The sequence below is a fragment of the Methylobacterium carpenticola genome, assembly GCF_042748905.1.
GTDB classification, from domain to species: domain Bacteria; phylum Pseudomonadota; class Alphaproteobacteria; order Rhizobiales; family Beijerinckiaceae; genus Methylobacterium; species Methylobacterium carpenticola.
In genome coordinates, this window is sequence record NZ_JBHZEO010000001.1 from 2,483,699 (window position 1) to 2,509,672 (window position 25,974).

At 70.9% G+C, this 25,974-nt stretch carries 23 protein-coding genes and 1 pseudogene; 7 read left to right on the forward strand and 17 right to left on the reverse strand.

Features of this window, described 5'->3' with window-relative positions; genetic code table 11:
* Nucleotides 1–21: 21 nt before the first annotated feature.
* A complete protein-coding gene (locus ACE101_RS11815) occupies nt 22–771 on the reverse strand; it encodes a helix-turn-helix domain-containing protein (RefSeq protein WP_379129426.1) in 750 nt (249 codons plus the stop codon).
* A gap of 94 nt (nt 772–865) precedes the next feature.
* Here ACE101_RS11815 and ACE101_RS11820 point away from each other — a divergent pair, with 94 nt between their 5' ends.
* Together ACE101_RS11820 and ACE101_RS11825 are read left to right on the forward strand one after the other, a co-directional pair.
* Entirely contained in the window at nt 866–2,062 is a 1,197-nt protein-coding gene (locus ACE101_RS11820; protein ID WP_379129429.1) for an MFS transporter, read from the forward strand.
* A 251-nt stretch (nt 2,063–2,313) separates the two neighbouring features.
* Entirely contained in the window at nt 2,314–2,817 is a 504-nt protein-coding gene (locus ACE101_RS11825; protein WP_379129432.1) for a Ros/MucR family transcriptional regulator, read from the forward strand.
* A 489-nt stretch (nt 2,818–3,306) separates the two neighbouring features.
* Here the strand turns inward: ACE101_RS11825 and repC are convergent, their stop codons facing one another.
* Nucleotides 3,307–4,458 carry a plasmid replication protein RepC gene (gene repC, locus ACE101_RS11830; RefSeq protein WP_379129435.1) on the reverse strand — a complete coding sequence of 384 codons (1,152 nt, stop codon included), beginning with the start codon at nt 4,456–4,458 and terminating at the stop codon, nt 3,307–3,309.
* 86 nt (nt 4,459–4,544) lie between these two features.
* Between repC and ACE101_RS11835 the strand changes: the two genes are divergently transcribed.
* Nucleotides 4,545–4,676: a hypothetical protein gene (locus ACE101_RS11835; protein ID WP_379129437.1), complete on the forward strand. Its 132-nt coding sequence runs from the start codon at nt 4,545–4,547 to the stop codon at nt 4,674–4,676.
* Between the two features lie 21 nt (nt 4,677–4,697).
* Here ACE101_RS11835 and ACE101_RS11840 read toward each other — a convergent pair whose 3' ends face one another.
* Both ACE101_RS11840 and ACE101_RS11845 read right to left on the reverse strand, forming a co-directional pair.
* Nucleotides 4,698–5,186 carry a hypothetical protein gene (locus ACE101_RS11840; RefSeq protein WP_379129440.1) on the reverse strand — a complete coding sequence of 163 codons (489 nt, stop codon included), beginning with the start codon at nt 5,184–5,186 and terminating at the stop codon, nt 4,698–4,700.
* Nucleotides 5,187–5,270: 84 nt separating this feature from the next.
* Nucleotides 5,271–6,449: an MFS transporter gene (locus tag ACE101_RS11845; protein WP_379129442.1), complete on the reverse strand. Its 1,179-nt coding sequence runs from the start codon at nt 6,447–6,449 to the stop codon at nt 5,271–5,273.
* A gap of 180 nt (nt 6,450–6,629) precedes the next feature.
* Between ACE101_RS11845 and ACE101_RS11850 the strand changes: the two genes are divergently transcribed.
* Nucleotides 6,630–9,497 (forward strand): ATP-binding protein, encoded by a 2,868-nt coding sequence (locus ACE101_RS11850; protein WP_379129445.1) that lies wholly within the window; start codon nt 6,630–6,632, stop codon nt 9,495–9,497.
* Between the two features lie 383 nt (nt 9,498–9,880).
* Nucleotides 9,881–11,569, forward strand: coding sequence for a methyl-accepting chemotaxis protein (locus ACE101_RS11855; protein ID WP_379129448.1), 1,689 nt, complete (start codon nt 9,881–9,883; stop codon nt 11,567–11,569).
* A gap of 41 nt (nt 11,570–11,610) precedes the next feature.
* On the opposite strand, the gene ACE101_RS11860 is transcribed toward ACE101_RS11855, so the two are convergent.
* The 8 genes from ACE101_RS11860 to ACE101_RS11895 all read right to left on the reverse strand — a co-directional run bounded on the left by ACE101_RS11860 (nt 11,611) and on the right by ACE101_RS11895 (nt 20,201).
* Nucleotides 11,611–13,329 (reverse strand): ATP-binding cassette domain-containing protein, encoded by a 1,719-nt coding sequence (locus tag ACE101_RS11860; RefSeq protein WP_379129451.1) that lies wholly within the window; start codon nt 13,327–13,329, stop codon nt 11,611–11,613.
* On the reverse strand, nt 13,326–14,255 hold the full coding sequence (locus ACE101_RS11865) for an ABC transporter permease (RefSeq protein ID WP_379129453.1): 930 nt from the start codon (nt 14,253–14,255) through the stop codon (nt 13,326–13,328). Before ACE101_RS11865 ends, ACE101_RS11860 begins: the two co-directional genes overlap by 4 nt.
* A complete protein-coding gene (locus ACE101_RS11870) occupies nt 14,252–15,169 on the reverse strand; it encodes an ABC transporter permease (protein WP_379129455.1) in 918 nt (305 codons plus the stop codon). The genes ACE101_RS11865 and ACE101_RS11870 overlap by 4 nt, the downstream gene beginning before the upstream one ends.
* Before the next feature lie 8 nt (nt 15,170–15,177).
* A complete protein-coding gene (locus ACE101_RS11875; protein WP_379129457.1) occupies nt 15,178–16,806 on the reverse strand; it encodes an ABC transporter substrate-binding protein in 1,629 nt (542 codons plus the stop codon).
* 74 nt (nt 16,807–16,880) lie between these two features.
* A complete protein-coding gene (locus tag ACE101_RS11880) occupies nt 16,881–17,408 on the reverse strand; it encodes a tetratricopeptide repeat protein (protein ID WP_379129459.1) in 528 nt (175 codons plus the stop codon).
* Nucleotides 17,380–18,159 carry an ABC transporter ATP-binding protein gene (locus tag ACE101_RS11885; RefSeq protein ID WP_379129462.1) on the reverse strand — a complete coding sequence of 260 codons (780 nt, stop codon included), beginning with the start codon at nt 18,157–18,159 and terminating at the stop codon, nt 17,380–17,382. Before ACE101_RS11885 ends, ACE101_RS11880 begins: the two co-directional genes overlap by 29 nt.
* A 39-nt stretch (nt 18,160–18,198) precedes the next feature.
* Nucleotides 18,199–19,044, reverse strand: a complete 846-nt coding sequence (locus ACE101_RS11890) for an ABC transporter permease (protein ID WP_379129465.1) — start codon at nt 19,042–19,044, stop codon at nt 18,199–18,201.
* 83 nt (nt 19,045–19,127) lie between these two features.
* Entirely contained in the window at nt 19,128–20,201 is a 1,074-nt protein-coding gene (locus ACE101_RS11895) for an ABC transporter substrate-binding protein (RefSeq protein WP_379129468.1), read from the reverse strand.
* A 141-nt stretch (nt 20,202–20,342) separates the two neighbouring features.
* Here ACE101_RS11895 and ACE101_RS11900 point away from each other — a divergent pair, with 141 nt between their 5' ends.
* Both ACE101_RS11900 and ACE101_RS11905 read left to right on the forward strand, forming a co-directional pair.
* Complete coding sequence (locus tag ACE101_RS11900) at nt 20,343–21,143, forward strand: type 2 periplasmic-binding domain-containing protein (RefSeq protein ID WP_379129471.1); 801 nt, start codon at nt 20,343–20,345, stop codon at nt 21,141–21,143.
* Complete coding sequence (locus ACE101_RS11905) at nt 21,140–22,237, forward strand: cytochrome-c peroxidase (RefSeq protein WP_379129474.1); 1,098 nt, start codon at nt 21,140–21,142, stop codon at nt 22,235–22,237. The genes ACE101_RS11900 and ACE101_RS11905 overlap by 4 nt, the downstream gene beginning before the upstream one ends.
* A gap of 132 nt (nt 22,238–22,369) precedes the next feature.
* Here the strand turns inward: ACE101_RS11905 and ACE101_RS11910 are convergent, their stop codons facing one another.
* The 5 genes and pseudogenes from ACE101_RS11910 to ACE101_RS11930 all read right to left on the reverse strand — a co-directional run bounded on the left by ACE101_RS11910 (nt 22,370) and on the right by ACE101_RS11930 (nt 25,907).
* Nucleotides 22,370–22,849, reverse strand: coding sequence for an MFS transporter (locus tag ACE101_RS11910; RefSeq protein WP_379129476.1), 480 nt, complete (start codon nt 22,847–22,849; stop codon nt 22,370–22,372).
* 158 nt (nt 22,850–23,007) lie between these two features.
* Complete coding sequence (locus ACE101_RS11915; RefSeq protein WP_379129479.1) at nt 23,008–23,349, reverse strand: hypothetical protein; 342 nt, start codon at nt 23,347–23,349, stop codon at nt 23,008–23,010.
* A 48-nt stretch (nt 23,350–23,397) separates the two neighbouring features.
* Nucleotides 23,398–24,423 carry a TRAP transporter substrate-binding protein gene (locus ACE101_RS11920; protein WP_379129482.1) on the reverse strand — a complete coding sequence of 342 codons (1,026 nt, stop codon included), beginning with the start codon at nt 24,421–24,423 and terminating at the stop codon, nt 23,398–23,400.
* Nucleotides 24,424–24,495: 72 nt separating this feature from the next.
* A pseudogene (locus tag ACE101_RS11925) lies at nt 24,496–24,705 on the reverse strand (aldehyde dehydrogenase family protein); the annotation flags it as partial.
* 92 nt (nt 24,706–24,797) lie between these two features.
* Nucleotides 24,798–25,907: a zinc-binding dehydrogenase gene (locus tag ACE101_RS11930; protein WP_379129485.1), complete on the reverse strand. Its 1,110-nt coding sequence runs from the start codon at nt 25,905–25,907 to the stop codon at nt 24,798–24,800.
* Between the last annotated feature and the right edge of the window lie 67 nt (nt 25,908–25,974).

The following is a 25,974-nucleotide window of genomic DNA, read 5'->3' on the forward strand; positions in this document are numbered from 1 at the left end:
CCTGCTCCTTCGATCCCCGCGTCAGGCGGGAGCGTCGATCAGGTTCCCGATCCTGCCCCGGAGAGCCTGGAGGCTGCGATAGCCCACGCAGGCCGCGACCTGGCGCGGCGCCTGACCGTCCGCCAGGAGCGCCAGGGCCCGCACCACCCGGGCCCGGGCCCGCCACTGCCCGAAGCTGAGGCCCGTCTCGTGACGGAACCCGCGCGTCAGCGTGCGGCGGCTGACCCCGGCCTGATCGGCCCAGGCGTCGAGGTCCAGATCCAGGGCCGGGTCGTCGATCAGGCCGATGCAGATCCGCCGGAGGCGCGCATCGCCCGGCAGGGGCAGCGTCAGCGGGGTCTCGGGGGCCCGGCCGATCTCGTCGAGCACCAGCGCCGCCAGATGGCCGCCGCGCCCGGCCTCGTCGTAGAGGACGGGCTCCCGCGTCAGCGCGGCCAGTGCGGCGGCGAGCAGGGCGGAGACCTCGACGACGCGCGCCCGGGCGGGGAAGCCGGTGATGGCCTCGAGGGCGAGATAGGCCGAGCACATCGAGACATCGCCGTGCATCGCCACGGCGTGGGGCAGGCCCGGCGGGATCCAGAGGGCATGGCCCTCCGGCACGACCCAGGTGCCGTCCTCGGCCGTCGCCACCATCAGGCCCGCCGTCGCGTAGAGGAGCTGCGCGCGGGGATGGGTGTGGCGGCCCGTCCGGCTGCCGGCCGCGTAGGTCTTGGGCATCACCGCGACGGCGCGCGGCACGGTCTGGTAATCCTCGGCCTGGATCGAGCGCATCGCACCTCCTTGGCCCGATCGCGTACACCTTCGGCCCGACAGCGTTCAACGGGTCAGATAGACAGGGATGCGAACCCGCGGAGACGCCTGCCCGATGGACGCCGAGACCCTCTCCCGCCGCACGCTGCGCTTCGTCAACGTGGCGCACGCCCTCGACCATTTCGTGCTGCTGATCTACCCGACCGCCGTCATCGCCATCGCGGCGCAGACCGGCCTCGGCTACGGGGAGCTGATCGGGCTCGCCACCGGCGCCTTCGTCGCCTTCGGCCTCTGCTCGCTGCCGATGGGCTGGCTCGCCGACCGGTTCGGGCGGCGGACCATGCTGGCGATCTTCTTCCTCGGCTACGGCCTGTCCTGCCTCGGCGTGGCGAGCGCGGCGAGCCCGACCGCCTTCGCCCTGTGGCTCTGCGTGCTGGGGCTCGCATCCGCGATCTACCATCCGGTCGGCTCGACCATGCTGGTCACCCACGCGCGCCGCCTCGGCCGCGATCTCGGCGTGAACGGGGTGTGGGGCAATCTCGGCGCGGCCACCGCCTCGGGGGTCACGGCGCTCCTGGCGGCGGGACTCGGCTGGCAGGCGGCCTTCATCGTGCCCGGCCTGTTCTGTCTCGCCTGCGGGATCGCCTTCCTGGCCCTCGTCCCGGGCGACGGGGACGGGACCCGCGGCCAGGCCGGGAGCGCCCCCGTCATCGCGGTCTCGCGCCCGCTCCCGCTCCTCGTGGTCTTCGGCATCGCCATCGTGGCGGGCGGAATGACCTTCAACATCACCACCATCGCCCTGCCCAAGGTCGTGCACGAGCGCGTCGGCGAGGGATTGCCGCTCGCCCTGATCGGGTCGGTTGCCACCCTCGTGTTCGTGTTCGGCGCCCTGACCCAGTTGCTGATGGGGCGCCTCATCGACCGCTACAGCCTGCCGACGCTCTTCGTCGCCCTGGCCGTGCTGCAACCGGTCGGTCTCGGCATCGCGGCGGTGAGTTCCGGCCTTCCGCTCCTGCTCGGACTCGTCCTGACGATGGCGGCCCTCTACGGGCAGGTCGTCATCAACGACGCGATGGTGGCCCACTACGTGCCGCCCGCCTACCGCGCCCGGGCCTACAGCGTGCGCTACTTCCTCGGCTTCACCGTGAGCGGCCTCGTGGTGCCGATGATCGCCGTCCTGCACGATCACGGCGGCTTCGGGCTCGTGCTCGGGATCGCCGCGGCCTTCGGTGCGGTCATCGTCGCCGCAGCGCTCGGATTCTTCGGGCTGACGCGGCAGGACGGATCCCGTCCGCTCGCCGCCGCGGAGTAGCCGCCGCTCGAATGCCCGCGAGGAGCCATGAGCCCTTCGGTCGATCCTGAAGCGGCGCGTCTCAGGGCGGTCGTCGGCAACGTCCACCGCCTCATCAGCCCGGCATTCACACTTGTGGTTTACGAGAGATTAGCTCCGACGCGTCGACGAATACCGAAGCTTGGCCCGTTTTTCCCCTGACTGCATCGATTTCCCGCATTGACGCTACCAAGAAACGGCGCCAGCCTGCTGAGGATAACTCGGGAAAACGCATGACCGACGTGCCTGCGGCTGCTCATCTCGCGCTGGTGAGCGATATCGTCTCGGCCTACGTGTCGAAGAACAACGTACCGGCCAGTGAGCTGTCGGCTCTGATCCAGAGCGTGTCCCAGAGCCTCGGCAGCCTCGGCAAGCCCACCGGGCCCGAACCCGTCAAGCTCACGCCGCCGGTGCCGATCCGGCGAAGCGTCACGCCGGACGCGATCATCTCGCTGGAGGACGGCAAGCCCTACAAGTCTCTCAAGCGGCACCTGTCGGGCCGGGGCCTGACGCCGGAGCAGTATCGCGAGAAGTGGGGCCTGCCGCCGGATTACCCGATGGTGGCGGCGAACTACGCGGCCCAGCGCTCCGAACTCGCCAAGAGCCTCGGCCTCGGTCAGACCCGCCGCGCGCGCGCGGCTGCCGGGGAGCAAACCGTCGTGGAGGAGCCGGTGAGGCCGCCCGCCGAGCCGAAGCAGGGACGCGGACGTCCGAAGAAGGCCAGCGCGTCGGAGTGAGCCGGAGCGGGCACGGTCCTTGCCCGGGCTCTCGCCGCCCCCGCAACGGCGAAGGCTCTCTGCCGAGCGGTCCTGCGCGATTGAAAGCGGGCCGGGCTTCACGATCGAGAAGAGAGGCCCGGCCCGCTCGTGACCCTGACCGAGTGCCGCATCCGCGTGGACAAGGCCAGGGTGACCGACCGCTGATAGGCCTGTCCGAGACATGTGGCACTCACCTGGATCATCAATGGCCGTGATCGTCATGATGATCCGCATTCTCTGTTTGGTGCGATACCCGACATTTCTCGGGCGTCCCCGCCAAGGTCGTAGCCAATTCGCTCGGCTCCCGGGCTTGAACTTCATGATGAAGCGAAGCCGCAAGCTCGGGCACGAGGATCCCAAGGTGAAGCCGGTTCAGGCACGAATCCTCTCCCTCCTCGAAAGCCCCTGCGCAGCCTCACCCGATTGGGCCGGGCCGGCCGATCCCGCGCTGGTGGCCCGAGGCGATCGTCACGTCAGGCGCCTTCGGCGCATCGCGAGAAGCTCGGCTTCCGGGTTGTAGCGTCCCTCTCCCGTCAGCCGCACGAGGCGCCGGAAGTAGCCGCCCGGATTGCGGATCCGGTCCTGGCCCGAGGTGACGTCGTCGTCGTGGAGCTGGGCAACGATGAGCACCAGCACGGCGGCCTGCAAGGGCCCCAGGATGCGGCAGGCCTCTGCCCAGGCGGATTGATGCGCCCCGATCGAGGCTCGCAATTGCCGCCCGGCGTCGAGGATGTCGTGCTCCTCGCGGAGTTCGCCACGCACCAGGTCGCGGACCACGGGGCAGGCCGCCGCGACGAGCGCGGGTTGCGGACCCAAGGCCGGTCGCTCGATGGGGCGGACGGCCCCAACCGGTCCCGGTGAGCCCTTGCTCCAAGACTCACTCGGAGATCCATTGTCTGTTTCTATGTGGCGGCAATTCCTGCCGTCATCGCCGGCTGTGTAGAAGCGCTCCTCCACCATATGGCGCAGTTCGGCCCAGGCTTCGAGGAGGATCTCCGGATCGCCGGAGCCGCGCCGGCCCGGCGTCGTGCTCTCGAGGCTGGCCTGAGCCGCCGTCAGGTCGGCAATCGGCGTCTCGGGATAGCGCAGGCCGAGCGCGTGCAGGGCTTCGGCCACGGCGCGCCGATGGATCGTCAGGAGGTCGAAGGCGCGTTTGCGCCGCTCCTGTCTGTCGGCCCGGGCCTTGATCATCGCCGCCCATTTGCCGCGTCGCGCATAGACCGGGGTCAGATCGAACCCGAAGGCGTCGACGATCGTCCCGTCCGGCGCCCGGATCGCGTAGCGCTTGCCGTTGGCCGAGTCCTTGGGCGTGATGAGTTCCATGGCGACGAGGTCGCGCAGGGCGTAGCGCACCGCGCGCTCCGAGAGCCCGGTCCGCGAGACCAGGTGCTCGTTCGAGGGCCACACGATCGGGCGCGCCCATGCCTGTTCGCCCCACACGGCCGCGAGTTCGGACAGCACGACGCGCAGGGCCGCACGCAGGTCGAGCGCCTTCGCGGCCTCCCTGGCCGCAGCCGACAATTCCTTGCGCGACACGCTGCGCCCGTCGTCGAGGACGCGTCTCCTCCCGGCGAGAGCGGCGCGCGTGAGCGGCCGGCTCCCGGTCTGAACCATCTCCATCCTACCTCCTCGACGGAGGCAAAGCGGGACCGTTCGCCCGAGCGGGCGTCATTGACGATGCGGGAGGGAGGCGCTCGTAGGTCGCCGTGATCGGCATCGCCGTGCTCGCGAACGCGGCCTTCGCCCTCAATCCCGTCCCGGGGGTGATCGTCCTGATCGCCGCCGTCGTCATCGCGGCGCGCCGGCTCATCCGCCGGTGGCGGAACCGGCGGCGCTGACTGATCGGGCAGCCCTCCGCCCTATTCGCGGCTGAAGGCGCTCACGTGCTTCCAGGCCCGGTGCGTGTTGGCGATGATGCTCTCGATCGAGGATGCCATGTCCGCCAGGCGGCTTCGGTGGAAGTCGCGCTTGATGGCTTCCGCGTGAAGAATGACGGCGGTGAAGGCGTTGATGGTTTCGGCGGCAGGGTCGGGGCCGCCCGGCGTCCGGACCCCGTCGGGACGCCCGTTCTCCAGGGTCAGCGTCCAGGCCGCGGCGGGCTCTCCGTCACGCTCGAAGGCGATGTGCACGGCCGAGATCGTCTCGTCGCGGTGGCGTTGCAGGCGCACCTGCGCGCGCAGCCGCACCGAGAGCCGGTTGCGCACGCGCACCGCCTGCTCGATCTCGCAATCGGCCCCCTGCCGGAACGCCTCGTCGACGGCTTGCCGCACGAGGTCCAGTTCGCGCGCGTGAAGCGGTGTTCCGTCCGGCCCCCCGACCTCGCCGGGATCCGGTGCGTTCGATGCCATGCGGCTCTCCCGATCAAACCTTCTCTCGTGGCCCCGGGATAGCGAAGGCGCGGGCGGTCCGGGTGCAAATTACTGCAAAATCTGTCACGCCCGTTGATGATGGAGCGGCCCGCGCAGCGACAGGCCGAACAGGATCGTGGCGGCCGCGACCGTGACGATTGCCGCGCCGATCAGCACCTGCGGGCCCAGCGGATAGAGCAGCCCGCCGATCGCGGGGCCGGTCGACAGGCCGAGCTTGGAGGCGAAGCCGGCCAGAACCGAGGACCGCCCGCTCGCGTCGCCCGCGGCGCAGAGCGCGAAGGCATAGGGCAGCGCCATCGCCATGGTCAGGAAGATCGCCGAGACGGCGACGGCGAAGACCACCGGATCATGGCCGATCCCGACCAGCACCTTGCTGAGGCCGGCCGCGAGCATGACCGGGATCATCGGCCGCCAGCCGAAGGCGCCGCTGAGCCGGAGCATCGCGATCGCGCCGAGGGTGCCGGCCCCCAATCCGAGGCCGACGGCGAAGCTCGCGAAGGCCGGGGCATGGCCGAGATCGGCGCCGAGGCCGATCAGGAAGGCGCCGAGCCCGAGATTGGCCGCCTGGAACAGGAACAGGCCGGCGATCCGCGCGAGGCCGCTGCCGCGGGGCCGGTCGATCGCCCGTGCCGCTCGCGCGCTTCGCCCGGGCTGCGTGAAGGCGGGCAGGAGCGGCACGACGAACAGGGCGAGGAGATCGAAGGCGGCGAGGATGAGGAAGACGATTCCGTGGCTCATCAGCGGCGCGAGGAAGACGGAGACGAGAACGCCGATCCCGCCGAAGCCGAAATGGAATACGAAGAGGATGCCGAAACCCTGGCGGGGATCGCGCAGCTGCGCGATCAGCGAGTAGGCGAGGCCCACGAGAAGGCCGCCGACGATGCCGTGGACCGCCCGCAGGCCGATCAGCGCTTCGTAGCTTCGCGCGGCCGTGGTCGCGACATCCGCCGCGGCGAGCGCGAGGAGAAGGGCGGTCGCCAGGAGGCCCCAGGGCAGCCGTGGCACGACGAACAGCGCGAGCAGCGCACCGGCGGTCGACCCGTAGCCGTTGGCCGCGGCGACGAAGCCGGCCTGCGTCGCGCTCAGCCCGAACTCGGCGCGCAATGCCGCCACGATGGAGGGCATGATGTCGATGTAGAGAGGACCCGCCATCGCCACCATGGCCAGCAGCACGCAGGCGAGCACGCCGCCCGGCTCCCTCGTCCCTTTGGCCGCTTGCATCGCGGTGATGGTGGATTCCATGACGGCAGCCGCTCCGTTCGCCAGATCGGCCGAATCTAGGCGGTTTTACGTCGGCCGGCCATCGATCGATCAGTTCAGGGTCTTGGTCCGATGCAGGTTTTCGATGACGAAACCGCGTGGCACCGTCCTTGAATGATGATGGCGGACATCGTAGGCGCGGCAGGCTATCGCGGAACGCCCATGGCATCCTCCACTCGCGCGGCGCTGTTCGGCCCGTTCCGGCTCGTCCTCGCCTCGAAGCAGCTGCTGAAGGACGGCGCCGTGGTCCCGATGGGCGGGCGGGCCCTCGAGCTGCTGGTCGCGCTCGTCGAGCGGCCGGGCGAGGTCGTCAGCAAGCAGGAACTCCTGGCGAGCGCTTGGCCGGACCTCTTCGTCGAGGAGGCCAATCTCCGGGTCCAGATGACGGCCCTGCGGCGCATCCTCGGCGACGGCCAGGACGGGCGGCAATACATCGTCAACGTCGCGCGCCGCGGCTACAGCTTCGTCGCGGACGTCGCCTTCACCGACGTGCAGGAGCGCGGCTCCGCGCCGCCCCGCGGCGCGCGGCAGAACCTGCCGCTCAACCTGACATCGGTGCTGGGGCGGGCGGAGGCCGTGGCCGCGATCGGCGAGGAACTCGCCCGGCACCGGTTCGTGAGCGTCGTCGGTCCGGGCGGGGTCGGCAAGACCACCGTCGCCCTCGAAGCCGCCCGGACCGCCCTGGCCGGCGAGGGGGCGGAGGCGCCCGATGCCGTGATCCTCGTCGAACTCGCGCCGATCACCGATCCGGCCCTCGTCGAGGCCGCCATCGTGTCCGCCATCGGCATGACTCTCGGGACCGGCGGGCCGGGGCTCGGGGACCGCCTGCCGGCCGACCGTGCGCTGCTGATCCTGGACAATTGCGAGCAGGTGGTGGCCGCCGCCGCCCGGGCGGCCGAGCAGCTGCTCCTCGCCAACCCCGATCTGCGGTTGCTGGTCACCAGCCGGGAGCCGCTGCGCGCGAAGGGCGAGCACGTCCTGCGTCTGCCGGGCCTCGCCTTGCCGCCGACGGACCAGGAGGCCCAGGCCGCCGATGCGCTGACCTCCCCGGCCGTCCGGCTCTTCATCGAGCGCGCCGCCTCCACCCTCGGCCGCTACGAGGTGCCGCCCGACGACGTGCCCGCCATCGTTCGCATCTGCCGCCGCCTGGACGGGATCCCGCTGGGGATCGAACTCGCCGCCGGACGGGTCGACGCCTTCGGCGTCCAGGGCGTGGCCCTGCGGCTCGACGACGTGTTCCGCGTCCTGGTCGCTGGGCGGCGCACCGCGCTCGCCCGCCACCAGACCCTGCAGGCGACGCTGACCTGGAGCTACGACCACCTGAGCCCCGGAGAGAAGGTCACGCTCTGCCGGCTCTCGGTGTTCAGCGGCCATTTCTCGCTCGAGGCGGCGACCGCGGTCACCGCGATCGAGGAGCCGAGCTGGGACACGATCGACCACCTGACCAATCTCGTCTCCAAATCCCTCGTCAGTGCCGACTTCACGCAGGCGCTTCCGCGCTACCGGCTGCTGGAGATCACGCGGGCCTACGCGCTCCAGAAGCTGCGCGAGCGCGGCGAGTTCGACCGGCTGAGCCGCCGCCACGCCCTCTGCATCAAGGAGTTCATGGCGGCGGCCGAAGAGGAATCGTCGCGCCTGCCGGCGGCCGAATGGGCCGCCACCTATGCCAGCCAGCTGGACAACGTGCGGGCGGCGCTCGACTGGTGCTTCGGGCCGAACGGCGACCGCGCACTCGGGGCCGAACTCACCATCTCCTCGGCCGTCCTGTGGTTCCAGCTGTCCCTGGTCGACGAGTGCCGGGCCCGCTTCGAGCGGGCCGTGGCCAGCCTGCGGACCGGCGCACTCGATCCGGCGCGCGAGGTCTCGCTCCTGGCCTCGCTCGGGACGGCCCTGATCTACACGATCGGGCCCGTCCGGGAGGCGTCGGTCCCGTGGACCTGCGCCGACCGGATCGCGCGGGCTTCCGGCAGCGTGGAGCTGCGGCTGCGGGCGCTCTGGGGCCTGTGGCTGACCGAGCTGAGCGCCGGCCGCTACGCCGCCTCCCTCGCGACCGCCCATGATTTCGAGCGGCTGGCGCGATCCCCCGACGAGGCCGGGAACGAGGCGAACCTCCTGATCGCGCACCGGATCCTCGGCATCTCCCAGCTCTTCCTCGGACGCGCCGACGGCGCGCGCGCTTCGCTCGCCGCCGCGATTCAGGAGGATCGCATCTCGTCGAGCGCGATCGTGCGGATGCAATATGATCAGGAGTTGAACGCGCGCGCCTTCTATTCCGCGGCCCTGCTGTTCCTGGGCTTCCAGGACCAAGCCTCGGCGCTGGCGGCGCGCAACGTCGCCGAGGCGCGCGAGCGCGGTCATGCCACCACGCTCTCGCTCGTTCTGGTCGAATCCGGTTGTCCGGTCGCGTATTATTGCGGGGACCTCGCCGCCTTCGGGGAGCGGCTCGACCTGCTGGGCGACGTGTCCGGCCGGCACGCGTTCGGTCCCTGGCGCGCCTGGAACCAGTGCTTCCGGGGCTCCCTGCATCTGGCCCGCGGCGCGTATTCCGACGCAGTCGAGACGTTGACGGCGGGGATCGCCGCCTTGGAGCGGACACGCTGGCCGATCCGGCGCGTCCTTTTCCTCGGCCATCTCGCCCAGGCCCTGCACGGCGATCAGCGACCGGACGCGGCGCTTCCCGTGATCGACCAAGCCATCGAGTCCGGCCTGACCGCCGGCGAGGGCTGGATCCTCCCGGAATTGCTGCGCATCAAGGGCGAGATCCTCGCGGGCGACCGGCCCCGGGATGCGATGGCCTGCCTCGATGAGGGCTTCGCGATCGGGGCGCGTGCCGACATGAAGTTCTGGATGCTCCGATGCGCCGCAACGGCGGCGCGTCTGATGCCCGGATCCCGGCAGGTTGTATTCCGGTTGCGGCAGGTCGTCGACAGCCTGACCGAGGGGCACGACAAGCCCGATGCCCGCGCCGCCCTGCGGATCCTCGCGAGCGCGGAGGGCGATCACCGTCGTTATGGCGGGTCCATGGGATGATCATCATCAGGCGCGGTTCACGGCTCGACACGGCGATGCGCAACAACCGCCTTCATCTCGCATTCTCCCCCTTTCCGGGGCCGGAAAGGGGGAGAATGCGGCTCCACCGAGCCGGGAGCGATCTCTCGGCAGCCGGATCCCCCGGGCCCACCCAATTGAATCGACCGCGTTGAGACAACCCTGGATGGAGCTCTTCTCGTCCCTGCCGCGCCAACGTCTATCGCGGCTCGGAAATGGGATTTACAGTTCATAAGTCTGAATCCGGCGCGCTGTTTTCTGAAAATTCCCTGGCGGATATCGATTTTTGTTAACCGTCGCAACCTAACTTTTAAGTCCGAAAGCCGCCCAGTGCCTTGGTGAGCGGCATTCGGAAGAGGTTGCCCGTGTCTCTCGGAAGCTTGTCGATCCGCACCAAGTTGATTGCGGCTTTTTCGCTCCTGACCGTTTTCATCGTCGGCCTGGGCGTGCTGGGGTTGATCAGCACGCAACGGATGCGCGATCAGGAACTCGATATCGAGATGAACCGGCTTCCCGGCATGCGGGTGCTCGGCGAGATCGCGACCTTCACGGCCCGCAACACCAGCCTCCTCCTGAGGCATACCCAGGCCGCGGACACCGATCTGGTGACCGAAATCGAGCAGGAGATGAAGAGCCTCGCCCAGGTGATCGGCGACAGGAAGGCCCATTACGAGGCGATGATCTCCACTCCCGAGGAGCGCGCCCTCTACAATGTCTTCATCCAGGAGACGCGCAAGTTCGAGGAGGTCCGCCAAGCCATCCTCGACCTGTCGCGGAATGGGCAGAAGGTGCCGGCCTTCGAACTCTTCGAGTATAACAGCCTGTCGTCGCGGCTCGCGGCGGCCGAAGCGCTCGAGAAGCTGATCGTCCTGAACAACGACGGCGCGGCGCAGGCCCAGGCGCGCAGCAAGGCCGTCTTCGAGAGCGCCCGCGCCATCGGACTCTCCGCCATCTTCCTCGGGCTCATCCTCTCGGCCGTGTCCGCCACCCTGATCGTCCGGGGCGTGACGCGCGGCATCCGCTCGGTCGTGCAGCCCATGCAGGCGCTGGCCGCGGGCGATCTCTCGGTCGAGATTCCGCACCAGGGTGCGAGGACCGAGATCGGGACGATCGCGGATGCCGTCCAGATCTTCAAGACCGGCCTCGTGCGGATGCGGACGCTGGAGGACGAATCGGCCCTGGCCCGGGCGGGCGCCGAGGAACAGCGCAGGGTCGCGATGCATGACCTCGCCAACGGCCTCGAACGGGCCGTCGGGAGCATCGTCGGATTGGTGTCCTCCTCCGCCACCGCGTTGCAGGCCACGGCGCAGACGATGACCGCCACGGCCACCGAGACGGCGAGCCAGTCCACCACCGTGGCGGCCGCGGCGGAGAAGGCGGCCTCGAACGTCAACACGGTGGCGGCTGCCGCCGAGGAGCTGGGCGCCTCCGTGCAGGAGATCGGCCGGCAGGTCGGCGGATCGACGGCGCTCGCGCAGGCGGCCGTCGCGGAGGCGAGCCAGACGGCGGCCTTCGTGCAGGAGCTGAACGCGGCGGTGGCCAAGATCGGCGACGTGGTCGGGCTGATCTCCTCCATCGCTGGCCAGACGAACCTGCTGGCCTTGAACGCCACCATCGAGGCGGCGCGGGCCGGGGAGGCGGGGCGCGGCTTCGCGGTCGTCGCCGCCGAGGTCAAGGAACTCGCCACCCAGACCGCCAAGGCGACGGAGGAGATCGGCGGCCAGATCGCCCGCATCCAGGGATCGACCGGGCAGGCCGTGTCCGCCATCGACGCCATCGCGGCACGCATCCGCGAGATCAGCGGGGTGGCGAACTCGATCGCGGCCGCCGTGCAGGAGCAGGGCGCGGCCACCCAGGAGATCGTGCGCAACGTGGCCCATGCCGCGGCGGGCACGGGCGAGGTGACGAGCAACATCGCCGGCGTCGCGGGCGCCGCCGAGGAGACCGGGGCCGCGGCGAGCCAGGTGCTGGCCTCGGCCTCGGAGCTGTCGCGGCAGGCCGAGCACCTCGGCGGCGAGGTCGCCCGCTTCCTCGCGACCCTGCGCGCCGCCTGAGGACCGCCGCGTCCCCGCTCCGGGGCGGGGACCCAGGACGATCAGGCGTGCGCCGCGAAGGGCTTCGGCACGGCGTCGAGCAGGCTGCGCGTATAGGCGTGGGCGGGCCGGACGAGGACATCGTCGACGGGCCCGTCCTCGACCACCCGGCCGTCGCTCAGCACCAGCACGCGGTCGGCCACGTGTTGCACGAGGCCGATATCGTGGGAGATGAACAGGAGCGCGGTGCCGAGACGCGCTTGCAGCTCGCCGATCAGGTCGACCACCTGCGCCTGGACGCCGATATCGAGGGCCGAGACCGGCTCGTCGCAGACGACGAGCGCCGGCTCGGCCGCGAGCGCGCGGGCGATCGCCACCCGCTGGCGCTGTCCGCCGGACATGGCGCGCGGGAAACGGTCCAGCAGGCCCGCATCGAGGCCGACCTGATCGAGGAGCAGGCACACGCGTTCCTCGATCCCCCGCCGCGGCACCCCCGCGAGATTCTCGGCGATGATGTCGCGCACCCGGTAGCGCGGATCGAAGCTGCTCAGGGGATCCTGCGGGATGTACTGGAGCCGGGGCCGCAGCGGCCGGCGCGCGCGCTCGGTCAGGCCCGACCAGGGCTGGCCGAGGAGGCGGACGCGGCCGGCATCGGGCTCCAGCAGACCGAGGACGATCTTGGCGCAGGTGGACTTGCCCGAGCCGGACTCGCCGACGAGCCCGACCACTTCCCCGGCGCCGACGGTGAACGAGACGTCGTCGAGGGCGAGGAGGTCGCCATGGCCGCCCCGGCGGCGGTAGCGCTTGGTGAGGCCCTCCGCCTCCAGCACCGTCCGGCCGGTCGCGGCCGGTCGTGGCGGCAGCCGCTCGCGCAGGATGCGGACGGTGCCGGGCCCGGCCCCCGGGCGGGAGACGCCCTCCGGCGCGGCCTCGATCCGCGCCGAGGCGAGGCGGCAGCCCCGGGAGGCGGCCGAGGGAACGGCGGCGAGGAGCCGGCGCGTGTAGGGATGGCGCGGGCGCGCCAGCACCGCGCGGGTCGGGCCGGCATCCACCACCCGGCCCGCGCGCATCACCTGGACGCGGTCGGCGATCTCCGCCACCACCGCGAGGTCGTGGCTGATCAGGAGAAGCCCGGCCCCCTCGTCCCGCACCCGGCGCGAGAGCACCGCCAGAACCTGCTTCTGCACCGTGGCGTCGAGGGCGGTGGTGGGCTCGTCGGCGATCACCAGCCGCGGGCCGCCCGCGATGGCCGCCGCGATGAGGGCGCGCTGGCGCAGGCCGCCGGAGAGCTGATGGGCGTATTGCCCGGCCCGGACCGCGGGATCGGGGATCCCGACGCGGGCGAGCGTCTCGACGACCCGCTCCGCGACCGCGCCGCGCCCGCGCACGAGCCCGTGGACGGCGACCCCCTCGCCCACCTCCTGGCCGATGGTGCGCAAGGGATCGAGCGAGACCAGCGCGTCCTGCATGACGAGGCCCGCGAAGGTCCCGCGCAGGCGCCGCCACCGGGCCGCGTCGAACCGCGACGCGTCCGCGCCGTCGATCAGGAAGCGCCGGGCCGAGACGCGGGCGCCCGGTCCCGCGAGATCGAGGAGGCAGCGGGCGGTCACGCTCTTGCCCGAGCCGGATTCGCCCACCAGCGCCACGCATTCGCCGGGGCGGATCAGCAGGTCCACGTCGTCCACCACCGGGCGTCCGCCGTTCACGCCGTCGAACGTCACCCGAAGGCCGGCGAGATCCACCAGGGGGGCTGCGGAGGCGGCCGTGCGCGGGGGGCTCATGGCGCGCGCCCCTCGAAGCGGCGTTGCAGATGGCTGCCGGCCACCGTGAAGGCGATCACCGTGAGGGTGATGGCGGCGCCGGGAAACACGCTCGGCCACCACGCGACGCGCAGCACGTCCCGGCCCTCGGCCAGCATCACGCCCCATTCCGGCGTCGGCGGCTGGGGGCCGAGGCCGAGGAAGCTCAGCCCGGACACCGCCAGGATGGTCGATCCCACGTAGATCGTGGCGGTCACCGGCACCGCCACCAGCACGTTCGGCAGGACGTGCCGCAGGAAGATCTCGCCGCGCCCGCGCCCGTAGATGGCGGCCTGCGTCACGTAATCCGCGTCCCGCACGAGCTGGGTCTGGGCCCGCACCACCCGGCCGAATTTCGGAATGCCGGCGAGCCCGACCGCGATGGCGATGTTCATCATGCCCTGGCCGAGGAACGTCACCACCATCATGGCGAGGAGGACGCCGGGGAAGGAGGAGACGACGTCGAACAGGCGCGAGATGCCCTCGTCCAGGAGCCGGTTCCTCTGGCCGGCGACGAGCCCGAGCAGCACGCCGAGCCCCACCGAGAGCGCCGCGCTGCCGAGCCCGATTCCGAGCGAGGTGCGGGCCCCGTGCACGGTGCGGGCGAAGACATCGCGCCCGAGCCGGTCGGTGCCGAAGGGATGGGCGAGGCTCGGCGGCGCCAGCACCGCCAGGACATCCCCCTCCAGCGGATCGGCGCGGGCGATCAGCGCGGGCGCCGCCGCGGCGAGGAGGAGCACGGCGATGAAGATGCCCGCCGCCACGACGCCGAGGGGCGGCAGGCGTCGCCGCGGGGCACGCGCGCTCGCCGCCGCATCGGCTTCGTCCCGGGTCCCGGCGGGCTCGACCAGGGCGACGGGCTCGACCAGGGCGATGGGCTCGACCAGGGGAGGAGCGGAGTGCGTCATGACGCCTTGAGCCTCGGATCGATGAGCAGGGTGAGGATGTCGAGGAGCGTGGACGCCGCCACGTGGACGAAGGCGGCGAGCAGCACCACGGCGAGCACCACCGGCACGTCGTGCGACAGCACCGCGTTCAGGGTCACCGTGCCGAGGCCGGGCCGGCCGAACACCTTCTCGGTGATGACGGCGCCCCCGAGGAGCCCGCCGATGATCCATCCGCCGAGCGTCGCGACCGGCAGGGCGGCGTGGCGCAGCACGTGGCGCACCCGGATCAGCGTCTCGCCGAGCCCGCGGGCGCGCACCGTCACGACGAAGGGCTGCTCCAGGGTCTTCTCCATGGCCTCCCGCAGCACCTGCGCGAGCAGGCCCGCCGTGGGCAGCGCCAGGGTGACGGCCGGCAGGACGAGCGCCGACCAGCCCTCCGCCCCCGAGACCGGGAACCAGCGCAGGCTGAACGAGAAGGCCATCAGGAGCAGGATGCCGAGCCAGAACACCGGCATCGAAGCGAACACGAGTTCCAGGAAGGCGGCGAGGCTCCGGGCGATCGGGCCCCGGCCGGCGGTGAGCACCGCGACGGCGACCGCGAGGAGCGCGGCCAGGATGCCGGCCGCCGCCGCGAGCTGCGTGGTGGGCAGGAGCTGCGAGGCGACGATCTCCGTCACCGGCTGGCGCAGCGCGTAGGAGGTGCCGAAATTGCCGCTCGCGATGCGCAGCAGGAAGTCGAGGTATTGCGCCGGCAGGCTGCGGTCGAGACCCCATTCGGCGGCGATCGCCTCGCGCAGGCCCGGATAGTCGAGGTCGCCCGCGAGGATGTCCTCGACTTGGCCGGGCAGCGCGTGCAGGGCGAGAAAGGCGGCGGTGAGGCTGCCCCAGGCCACGAGGAGGCCGGTGCCGAGCCGCGCGATCACGGGACGCCACATGGCTTCCCTCACTTCTTCGCCAGCCACACGTCGTAGAAGTTCGACGGGGAATCGAGCTGCGTCTCGAAGGAGAGCCCCCGCACGGACTCCTTCGCCGCGAGCTGGTAGTTGGCGGAGAAGAGCGGCACGATGAACGCTTGGTCGATCGCACGCTTCTGGGCCGCGTCGACCAGCGTCTTCTTCGCGTCGAGGTCGGTGGAGGCCAGGGCCTCGTTGATCAGGCGGAAGAGTTCCTTGTCGCCCTTGTCGGCGACGGCCCGGATGAAGCCCGATTCGCCGATATTGCCCTGCAGCTCCTGGGCGGCATCGGCCGGCAGGTAGGTGTTGGGGTAGATGGTCCAGGTGCCCTTCTGCGTCTGCTGGGCCCATTCGCCGGCGCTGATGAAGCGCAGCTTCAGGTCGAGGCCGATATTCCTGCGCAGCTGCGCCTGGAGGGCCTGGATCAGCACCTCCCGGTTGTCGCGGACGAAGGGCTGGGGATAGCCGACCTCGATCGACAGGCGCTCGCCGTCCTTGGTGCGGAAGCCCTGGGCATCGCGCCCCGTCCAGCCGGCCTCGTCGAGGAGCCGGTTGGCGCCCGCCGCGTCGTTGCCCCAGCTGCGCTCCAGGGCCTTGTTGGAGAAGAAGTTGTCGCGGCCGATGTTGGACCATGCGCGCGGATAGGTGCCGAGATAGACGCTCCTGACGATGGCGTCGATATCCGCGCCGTCCCGCAGCGCCCGGCGCACGCGCAGGTCGGTGGCCGGCGGGATCGTATAGTTGATGTTGAGGGTGAAGGAGGTCTGGGCCCCGGACGGGCCGACGAGGAACTGGAATCCGGGCTGGTCCTTGAAGAGGCCGATATCGGTCGGCTGGACGCCCTCGATCACGTCCACCTGGCCGGAGGTGAGGGCGCCGGCGCGCACCGCGTATTCGGGCAGGAAGCGGACGGTGAGCCGGTCGAGATGGGCCGGGCCCTGGTGGGCGGCGTAGCCCGGTCCCCATTGGTACGCCGTGTTCCGCACGAAGCTCGCCGACTGGCCGCGCGTGTAGTTCTCGAAGACGAAGGGACCGGTGCCGGCCAGGGCCGGACCGCCGGAGCAGAGCCCGTCCCCCGCTTGCAGCGATTTCGGCGAGACGATGCCGAGCCGGACGCTCGCGATGGATTCGAGCAGGGCGGAATCGGGACGGTTCAGGGTGAGCTTCACCTCGGCCGGCGAGACCGCCTCGACGCTCTCCACCGCCTTGAGCAATTCGCCGGCGGCGTTGGTGTTCCTGGCATCGCGGATGAAGTCGAAGTTGAACTTGACCGCCTGCGCATCGAGCACGCCGCCATCGTGGAACCTGACCCCGTCGCGCAGCCGGAAGAGGTAGGTCTTGCCGTCCGGCGAGATCGACCACGCGGTGGCCAGCCAGGGCAGGAACTTGCCGCCCTCGCCCTTGGCGACGAGCGAGTCGATGTAGTTGCGGATGATGATGTACGAGTTCTGCTGGACCGAGCGGTGGGGATTGAAGCAGGCCGGGTCGGTGGTGACCCCGAACACGATCGATCCGCCCCGGACCGGCGTGTCCGCGACCGCGGGCGCCGCGCTGATCGCGCCGAGGGCCAGCGCGGCGAGGGCGCGGCTTGCGAGGGACGGCGAACGGCTCTTCGACATGAACACGACTTCTCCTTGACTGAAGCGCGGCATCGCGCTCGTCCGCTGTGGAATGCGGGGCGGCGGCGCCCCGCTCAGGACGGCGGTGGCGGCTCCACGCCCGCGGCCGACAGGGCGGCCTCCAGCCGTCGGACCTCCTCGCAGCCGTCCGGGTGGCAGAGCAGGCGCAGGAGCTTGAGATTGTTGCGGGCGTGGTCGAGGTCGCCCACCGCGAGGAACAGCTCGCCCTGGTATTCGAGCGCCGGGCGGTGGGTCGGGTCGTAGAACAACGCCTCCTTGTACCAGCGCGCCGCCTCGTCGTAGCGCTTCAGCTTGCGCAGCGCGAAGGCGAGCAGGTTGTAGAGATCGGCGTGCCGCACGGTCGCGGTGAGTGCGCCCAGTTCGGCGGCCGCGGCCTCGTATTCCTCCGCGTAGATCCTGGCGCGGGCGGCCGAGAGGTCCGGGAGATCGGTGGACGGCGCCGTATCCATGGCCGCGGCCGCCGTCGCGAGCCCGCAGGCGAGGGAGGCCGCGACGAGGCTCCGCCGCAGCCGCTCGGGCGGCCGGAGCAGCCGCTCGGGCGGCCGGAGCCGCTCAGGCGGCATCGCGGTGGCCGAGATCATCGCCCATGGCCTCGAGGATGCGGCGCTTGATGGCGACGAAGGCCGCGCCGGCCCGGTCGCGGGCGCCGTCGCGGTCGATCGCGATGCGCTCGGCCACCCGGCCGGGGCCCGGGCTCATCACGACCACCTCGTCGCTGAGGAAGATCGCCTCGTCCACGTCGTGGGTCACGAGGACCATGGTGACCTTCTCGACCCGCCAGATGCGCTGCAGCTCACCCTGGAGCCGCACCCGTGTGAGGGCGTCGAGGGCGCCGAGGGGCTCGTCCATCAGCAGGATCTCCGGCCGGCTGGCGAGCCCGCGGGCGATCGCCGCGCGCTGGGCCATGCCGCCCGAGAGCTGGTGCGGATAGGCCTGCTCGAAGCCGCGCAGGCCGACGAGCCCGATATGCTCGCGCACCGTCCGCGCCTTCTCGGCCGCGGGCCAGCCGGAATTCTCGAGGCTGAGCGCCACGTTCTGCTCCAGCGTCAGCCACGGCAGCAGCCGGTGATCCTGGAAGACGATGCCGCGGCTGAGGGCCGGGCCGGCGATCCGCTTCCCATCGACGAGAATGTCGCCCTCGTAATCGGAATCGAGGCCGAGGATCAGGCGCAGCAGCGTGGACTTGCCGCAGCCCGAGGGGCCGAGCAGCGAGACGAACGAGCCCGCGGCCACCTCGAAGCCGACATGGGACAGCACGGTGAGCGAAGGGCGGCCCTCGACCGGATAGGTCTTGGAGACGTCGCGGATGTCGAGGCGGCCAGCGGCGGCCATGGGAGCGCTCCTTGGTGAGAGGGGGCCGGCGGGCCGCGTTCAGCCCTCGAAGCCCTGTTTCCAGCGCAGCAGGCGCCGTTGCACCAGGGCCATGCCGCGGTCGATGGAGAAGCCGATGAGGCCGATGACGACCATGCAGACCATGAGCTGGTCGGTGAGCAGCAGCCCCTGCGCCCGGAAGATGAGGAAGCCGAGCCCTTCGAGCCCGCTCAGGCCCTCCGCCACCACCACCAGGGCCCAGGCGAGGCCGGCGGCATAGCGCAGCGAGATCAGGATGCTCGGCAGCGCCGACGGCAGCACCACGCGGCGCACCAACTGCCAGCGCGTGAGGGTGAGCGCCCGGGCGAGCTCGATATGGTTCTTGTCGACGTTCCGGATGCCCTGGAGCGTGTTCAGGAAGACCGGGAAGAACACGGATTTCGCGATCACCAGCACCTTCGCGGGGGCGCCGATGCCGAGCCACAGCACGATGAGCGGAAGCCACGCGATGCCGGGAATGTGCCGGATCGTGTCGAAGGTCGGACCGAAGAACGCCTCGACCCGCCGCGACAAGCCGGCGGCGATCCCGAGAAGGATCGCGGCGGCGGAGCCGTACAGGAAGGCTTGGCCGACGATCGAGATGCTGGCGAGGAAGTCGAGTGCGAGGTTCTGGGCGGTCAGCATCATCCAGAAGGCCGTCGCCACCCGCTGCGGCGCGGGCAGGAAGACGGGATCGATCCAGCGGAAGCTGGCGGAGGCCTCCCACAGAACCAGGATGGCGAGGGGCAGGATGAGGCCCGTGAGGCCGAAGCCGCGGCGCCGCGGCTGCACGGCGCGGGCGGCCCGCCGCACCGGCGCCGGATCCACGAAGCGCGCCCCGGCAACCGTATTCGCGGTGTCGCTCATGATCGCAATCAGGTCCCGTTCAAGTGCCCGGAAACGACGCGGCTCCGGTCGTTGCCCCTGCGGCGACGCCGGAGCCGTCGCGTTCAGTTGTAGATCGAGTATTGGCCGCCGACGAAGAATCGCCCGTCGATGAAGGCGTTGATCTGCTCGTCGGAGAGCTTGCGCTCGGACAGGATGTCGTCGCCGTGGGCGATGTACCAAGCCTGGAAGGTCTTGATGGCGTTGCGGGCGCGGTCGGCATTGGGCTCGCCGGCCATGAATTCCCATTCGCCGGCATGCGAGATCTGGAACTTGGCGACCTCGACGGGCACGCGGGTCTCCCGGGCGACGATCTCGGCCGCCTCGTCCACGTGGTCGGCGGTCCATTCGCGGGTGCGCTCGCGGGCGGCGAGGAAGGCCTTCACCACCTCCGGATACTTGTTCACGAAGTCGCGGCGGGCGAAGTACGTCACCCGGCCGGCGTTGTTGACGTAGACGCCATCGTCGGGCGAACGGCCGACCACCTTGAGCTTGCCCGAGAGCCAGGCGCCCGCGAAGGCGCCGGCGGCGAGATGCGCTGTGGTGGCGTCGGTCGCGCCCGACAGCACCGAGGAGATCGCCACGGCGGGATTGTCGATCGAGGTGTAGCGCACGCGGCCCTGCTTCTCGCGGGAATCGAAGGGCAGCCCGGCCTTCTCCAGGATCTCGAAGGGCGACGACCAGTAGCAGCTGATGCGGCTCGACCCGAACTTCTTGCCTTCGAGATCCGCCACCGTCTTGATGGCGTCGTTGTCCGCGCGGGCGAGGATCGGCGCGCGGTAGCGGTTCGACGGCTCGGAGGCCCAGATCACCACCCCGTCGAGCCCGTTGGCCCGGTGCACGGTCGCCGGATAGATCATGCGCTGGGCGATGGCGATGGCGCCGCCGCCCACCGCCGCGGCCTCGGCGCCGAGCAGCTCGGCCGCGCCGGAGGCGATCAGGTTGACCTGCGTCGTGCCGATCCGGTCGAACTCGTCTTTGAAGAAGCCCTTCTTGCGGGCCACCACGGTCCAGGGGGTGAGCTGGAGATTGATCGCGGGGAGCGTCTCGGCGCGCGATGGCGTCGCCCCGCCGAGGACGCCGAGCGCGACGGCACCGAGCGCCGCGAGCGCCGACACGAGAGAATGATGGTGGCCCATGATGGTGGTCCCCTGGCAGCGCTGCCGCGGTTCGACGCAAGCAGGCTATAAAATCCATATTTTTTGTATACTAATGCCCGGACCGCCGCAAGCGCCTTGTCGGCGGGATCCCGTGAGCCGGAGAGGAGCCGTGATACCGCCATGACGATGACCGTCCGCAGCCTGACCGCCGCCGTCCTGGTGGCCCTGACGCTGAGCGCCGCGCCGGCGGCCGGGCCGGGCGGTCATCGGTCCGGCGCCGAGGGGAGGGGGCTCACCCTCGCCGCCGCCTATGTTCCGCCGCCCGACGCGCCGGACGGGCGAATCTACTACGAGGAGGGATTCGAGCCCGATCTCGCCCGCCTCCTCGGCGAGAGCCTCGGCAGCCCGGTGCGCCTCGTCGCGGCTCCGGACGGGGCGGCGGCGCCGGAGAGCGGCGCGGTGGACGGCGTCTTCGTCCGCCTGAGGCCGGACGATCCGCGGCTCGCCTCCGGCGAGGCCGTGCCGCTCGGCTACCGCTCGGGCCTCAGCGTCGCCATGCGCGCGGACACCGCGATCCGCCGGTGGGAGGACCTCGCGGGCCGGACGGTCTGCGCCTCGGAAGCGAACCTGGCCGGCCAGCGCGTCGCCCGCAGCTTCGGCGCCCGGGTCGTCGTGGTGCGGGCGCCGGCCCCGGCCCTGATGCGGGTGCGCAGCGGCGAATGCGACGCCGCCATCCATGACCGGGCGCTCCTCGATGAATTGTTCACCTCCCGCGCCTGGACCAAGTTCTCCGCCACCCTGCCGCCGGTCGAGCCGACCGTGCTGGCGCTCCTCCCGGCGCAGAGCCCGGCCGGCGCCGCCCTCCGGCGGGCGGCGGCCTCGGTGTCGGGCGCGGGGGGGTGGCGCGAGCGACGGATGCGCTGGGCCTCGACCGTCGCGTTCGAGGTCTATCGCGACCAGGTGGCGGGCGATTGCCATTGAGGCAGGGACGGCGCCTTCTTCGCGCCGCCCTCGGCTTCGCTGCGATGGTCGCGGCCGGGGCGGAGGGCGGGCCGGCGCCGGATACGGCGGCCGACCTGCGCCGGGCTTATGCGGGACCGCCGGAGCGCTGGCCCGCGGCCTGGATCGAGCCCGGGGTGGCCTTCGTGGAACTCGGCGCCCGGCTCCCGCTCCCGCGTCCCGACCCGGCGGGGCAGCGCCGCGCCGCCCTCGGCGCGCGGCTGTTCCACGATCCGACCCTCTCGGTGGACGGGCGCCTCGCCTGCGCCGGCTGCCACGATCCGGCGCAGGGCTGGACCGTTCCCACCCCGACCGCGCGCGGCCATCGGGACCGGCTCGGCCGCCGCAATCCGCCCGGCCTGCGGACCGCTGCGGCGCGCAGCCGCTGGGGCTGGGACGGCCGGCATTCGGCTCTCGCCCGGCAGGTGCTGGCGCCGTTGACGGACCCGGACGAGATGGCGAATGCCGCCCTCGACCCGGTTCTCGGGCGGCTCGCGGCCGATCCCGGTTCCGCGGCGCGTTTCGCCGAGGCCTTCCCGGGAGCGGGGATCTCGGCGGACACGCTCTCGGCCGCCCTCGTCGCCTATCTGGCCGGACTCGACGGGCCGACCCGCTTCGACCGCTTCGCCGCCGGGGATTCCGCGGCCCTGTCCGACCGGGAGATCGCGGGCCTGCACCTGTTCCGCACCAAGGCGCGCTGCGCCAATTGCCATTTCGGCCCGCTGCTCACGGACGAGCGCTTCCACAACCTCAGGCTCTCCGCCTTCGGCGAGCCCGCGCAGGATCTCGGCCGCTTCGCGGTCACCGGCGAGCCGGAGGATGCCGGGCGCTTCCGCACCCCGAGCCTGCGTCACGTGGGCGAGACCGCGCCCTACGGCCATGCCGGGCTGCTCGCGACGCTGGCGGGGATCGTCAATCTCTACGACCGCGGCGGCGGCGAGGTCTGGGCCCGCAACGCCGCCGAGGCAGCCCGCCCGCTTCACGCGCCGGCCGCGCGGCTCTCGCCCCTGATCCGGCCGCTCGGCCTGACCCGCGACGAGAAGGCGGCGCTCGTCGCCTTCCTCGGAACGCTCTGATACGGTTTCCGGACGATCACTTTCGGAAACCGTATCACGAGCCCGCGCGGCGCCTGAGCGAGGCCGGTTTCCGCATCGCGAAGCGATCATCCGGAAACCGTATGACGCCTCCGGGCGGGGGAGCCGGCCGCGTCAGTGAGCCTCGATCGGGCCCGCGGCCCGCTGCGGCTTCTTCAGGATCGCCACCACGCCGAGGCTGAGCACGAGGCTGACCCCGACGAGCCAGAACCCGTCCGCATAGGCCATGACATAGGCCTCGCAGCGGACTTGGCTCGCCAGCATGCCGAGGGCGGCGGCCTTCGCGGCGGCCTGATCGGCGATGTGACCGTGCAGGCCCGCGGCCAGCGCCGCGAGACGCTCCGGCGTACGGGTCGCGTTCACCGTGACGGCTTCGGCCAGCACCGAGAAGTGCATGTGCTCGCGCCGGTCGATCATCGTCGAGAGCATCGCGATGCCGATCGCGCCGCCGAGGTTGCGCATCATGTTCGACAGCGCCGAGGCATCCGCCGTGTCGCGCGGCGCCAAGCCGGCCGTCGAGAGCTGCGAGAGCGGGATGGTGAAGAGCGGCTGGCCGATCGCCCGCATCAGCTGCGGCAGGATGAGCTGGTCCATGCCGACATCGTGCGTCAGGCCAACATGGATCCAGCAGCTCGCGATGAAGAACAGCGTGCCGGAGCTGACGGCCGGGCCGCGGCTCCGCCGCCACCGGGTCTCGCCGCCGCGCATTCCCGATGGCGACCGTCCGCGCCGAAGCCCGTCGGCGCGACGGCCTACCAGTCGGCGAGCGGAAACGGCCAACGCATCCGCGCCTTCATCTGGCCGTGCGGATCGGGCTTCGCGCCCCGCATGCCGACGGCCATGGTGATGCTGACCGCCTCCTCGCGCCTCGTCAGGTCCGGCTTGCGGATCTGGATCCAGGATTCCGGCAGCGTGTCCCCGCACCAGTCGAGGAAGGTCTCCGCGCTGTCGCCCGCCGGCCACTCGCAGCCGGCGAGGTGCTCCATCAGGCCCGCGCGGTTCGTCACTTTGATCGCCAGACCGGGCCACCGGCGCGGATGCCCGTGGCGGGCGTCGTCGCGCAGCTCGCGGATCACCAAGCGGACGGATACCATGGCGGCAGGGTGTCCTGCCGCCCCTTGCGATTCGGTTACGCGGCGCGCTCAGCCGAGCGTCCCGGCCGCGGCTTCGAGGAGGCCCATCGCCTCGTCCCCGAACTTCTTGCGCCACTCGGCGTAGAAGCCGCTCTTGCGGAGTTCCTCCTTGAAGGGGGCCGGATCGACGTCGTTGAAGGCGAGCCCCTTCGCGGTCAGCTCCTCGCGCAGGTTGGCATTGAGGTGCGCGACGTCCTTGCGCTCCTCCAGGCAGGCCGCGTTGACGTTCCTGGCGAAGACGTCCTTCAGGTCCGCCGGCAGCTGGGCCCAGGCGCGGCGGTTGATCAGGAACCACCAGCCGTCCCACATGTGGTTCGTCACGGAGCAGTACTTCTGCACCTCGTAGATCTTGGCGGTGTTGATGATGACGGGCGGATTCTCCTGCCCGTCGACCACCCTGGTCTGCAGGGACGAGTAGACTTCCGCGAAGTTGAGACCGGTCGGCGCGGCCCCGAGCGACTTGAACAGCGAGGTCCACAAGGCGCTGACGGGAACCCGGATCTTGAGCCCCTGGAGGTCCTTCGGCTCCCTGATCGGCCGCACGCTGTTGGTGATCTGCCGGAAGCCGTTATCCCAGATCCTCTCCATCACGACGAAGCCGGCCTTCTCGATCTGGCCCCGCAGGTGCTGGCCGAGCGGCCCGTCCATGCCGCGCCAGACCGCCTCGTAGTTCGGGAAGGCGAAGCCGAGACCGTAGATCGACGAGGTCGGGATGAGCGTCGAGAGCACGTTCACGCCCGAGAGGGCGAAGCATTCGAGCGCGCCGGAGCGCAGCTGCGAGAGCATGTCGCTCTGACCGCCGAGCTGGTTGTTCGAGAAGATCTGAAGCTCGACCCGTCCGTTCGTCTGCTCCTTGATCGCGTCCGCGGCCTTGCGTGCGTGGACGTTGATCGGATGGGCTTCGGGCACGTCCGTGCCGAGCTTGAAGACGTACTCGGCCGCGCGGGCGTAGCGCAGCGGGACGGCCGAACCGACCAGGCCGGCGCCGATCGTGCCGGCGATGAGCGCGCGCCGCGAGATGAGGGTGCTCGACATCGTTCCTCCTGAAATCTTGTCGTTGGCTGCGGGTCCGGGGATGCCGCGAGGGGCGGCTTCCCCGAGGGGCCGTCAGCGGATGATGAAGGGGTTGGCCGGGACCTCCGTCGCGGTGGAGGTCCACACGCTCTTGGTCTCGAGATACTCGCGCACCGCGTCGAGCCCGCTCCCGCGCCCGAGGCCGGACTGCTTCATGCCGCCGAAGGGCATCATGTAGCTGGTCGCCCGATAGGTGTTCACCCAGACGGTGCCGGCGCGCAGCCTCTTCGGCACGCGGACGGCCCCGCATCGACAGACGCCCCGTCGATGAACAGCTGGAATGTCTTCATGTCGCCTCTCCTCCCGACATCGAATTTATTGATGTTTATTCGGCATCAAAGTTCGATGATCGGCTTGATCTCCTCGAAGTTCTTCATCCGGGTCAAGGCCGTATTGACGTCGTCGAGCTTGTAGCGATTGGTGACCATGCGGTCGAACGGCACCTCGTGCAGGTGCTTCGAGACGAATTCCAGCGCCTTCCAGTAGGCCTTGGCCTGCCCGGAGAAGGATCCGAGCACCCGGAGGTTCTTGCTGACGATGGTCGAGGGCTTGATCGTGGTCGTGCCCTGGCCGAGCTGTCCCACCACGACGTAGCTCGCGCCGCGGCGGGCGAGGTCGAGCCCCTCGCCGAAGGCGTCCGGATGGCCGGTGAACTCCATCACCACGTCCGCGCCGCGTCCGTCGGTCAGCGCCCGGACCCGGTCGAGCCGCTCCTCATGCGTCGTCTGCTCGACGGACATCACCGCGTCGGCGCCGAACTCGCGGGCGAGTGCGAGCCGCGGCTCGGGGGCGCCGAGGGTGACGACCCGGCGGGCGCCCGAGATCTTGGCGACGGCGGTGGCGAGCAGCCCGAGCGGACCCGCCCCCTGGACGACCACGGTGTCGGTCGGGTCGATCCGCCCGAGCACGTCGAAGGCGTTCATCACCGACCGGAACGCGCAGCTCGCCATGCTGGCGAGTTCGTTCGGCACGTTGTCGGGCACCCTCACCCGGCCGGAATCGGGCAGCACGTAGCCGTATTCGGAGAAGCCGCCCAGCAGGTACGGAGCGACATCCATCCGCTCGTACATGTACTTGCGGCTGTACTGGCAGAGGGTCGGCTCGCGCGCGACCGTGCAGAAGTAGCAGCGCCCGCAGGCCGTGTGCGTCCAGGTGATGCGGTCGCCGACGCGGAGCGGCTGACCGACCGAGTCGCGCTCCGTCCCGGCGCCCATGGCGACGATCCGGCCGACCATCTCGTGGCCGATGATGACGGGCAGATCGACCTTGAGGGCGAGGGAGCCCTGCCAGAGATGGACATCCGTGCCGCAGACCGAGCAGGTCTCGATCCGGGTCAGGATGGTGCCGGGCTCCAGCTCCTTGGGGATCGGCACCTCCTCGATGCAGACCGGGGCCTTGAACGCGCGCACCACGGCGGCGCGGCTGCTGGTGGGAAAACGCATCATCGTCCGGTTCCTCAGCATCGTTCGCCGAAGTGATCGCCGAAGTGATCGCCGAAGTGATCGCCGGTTC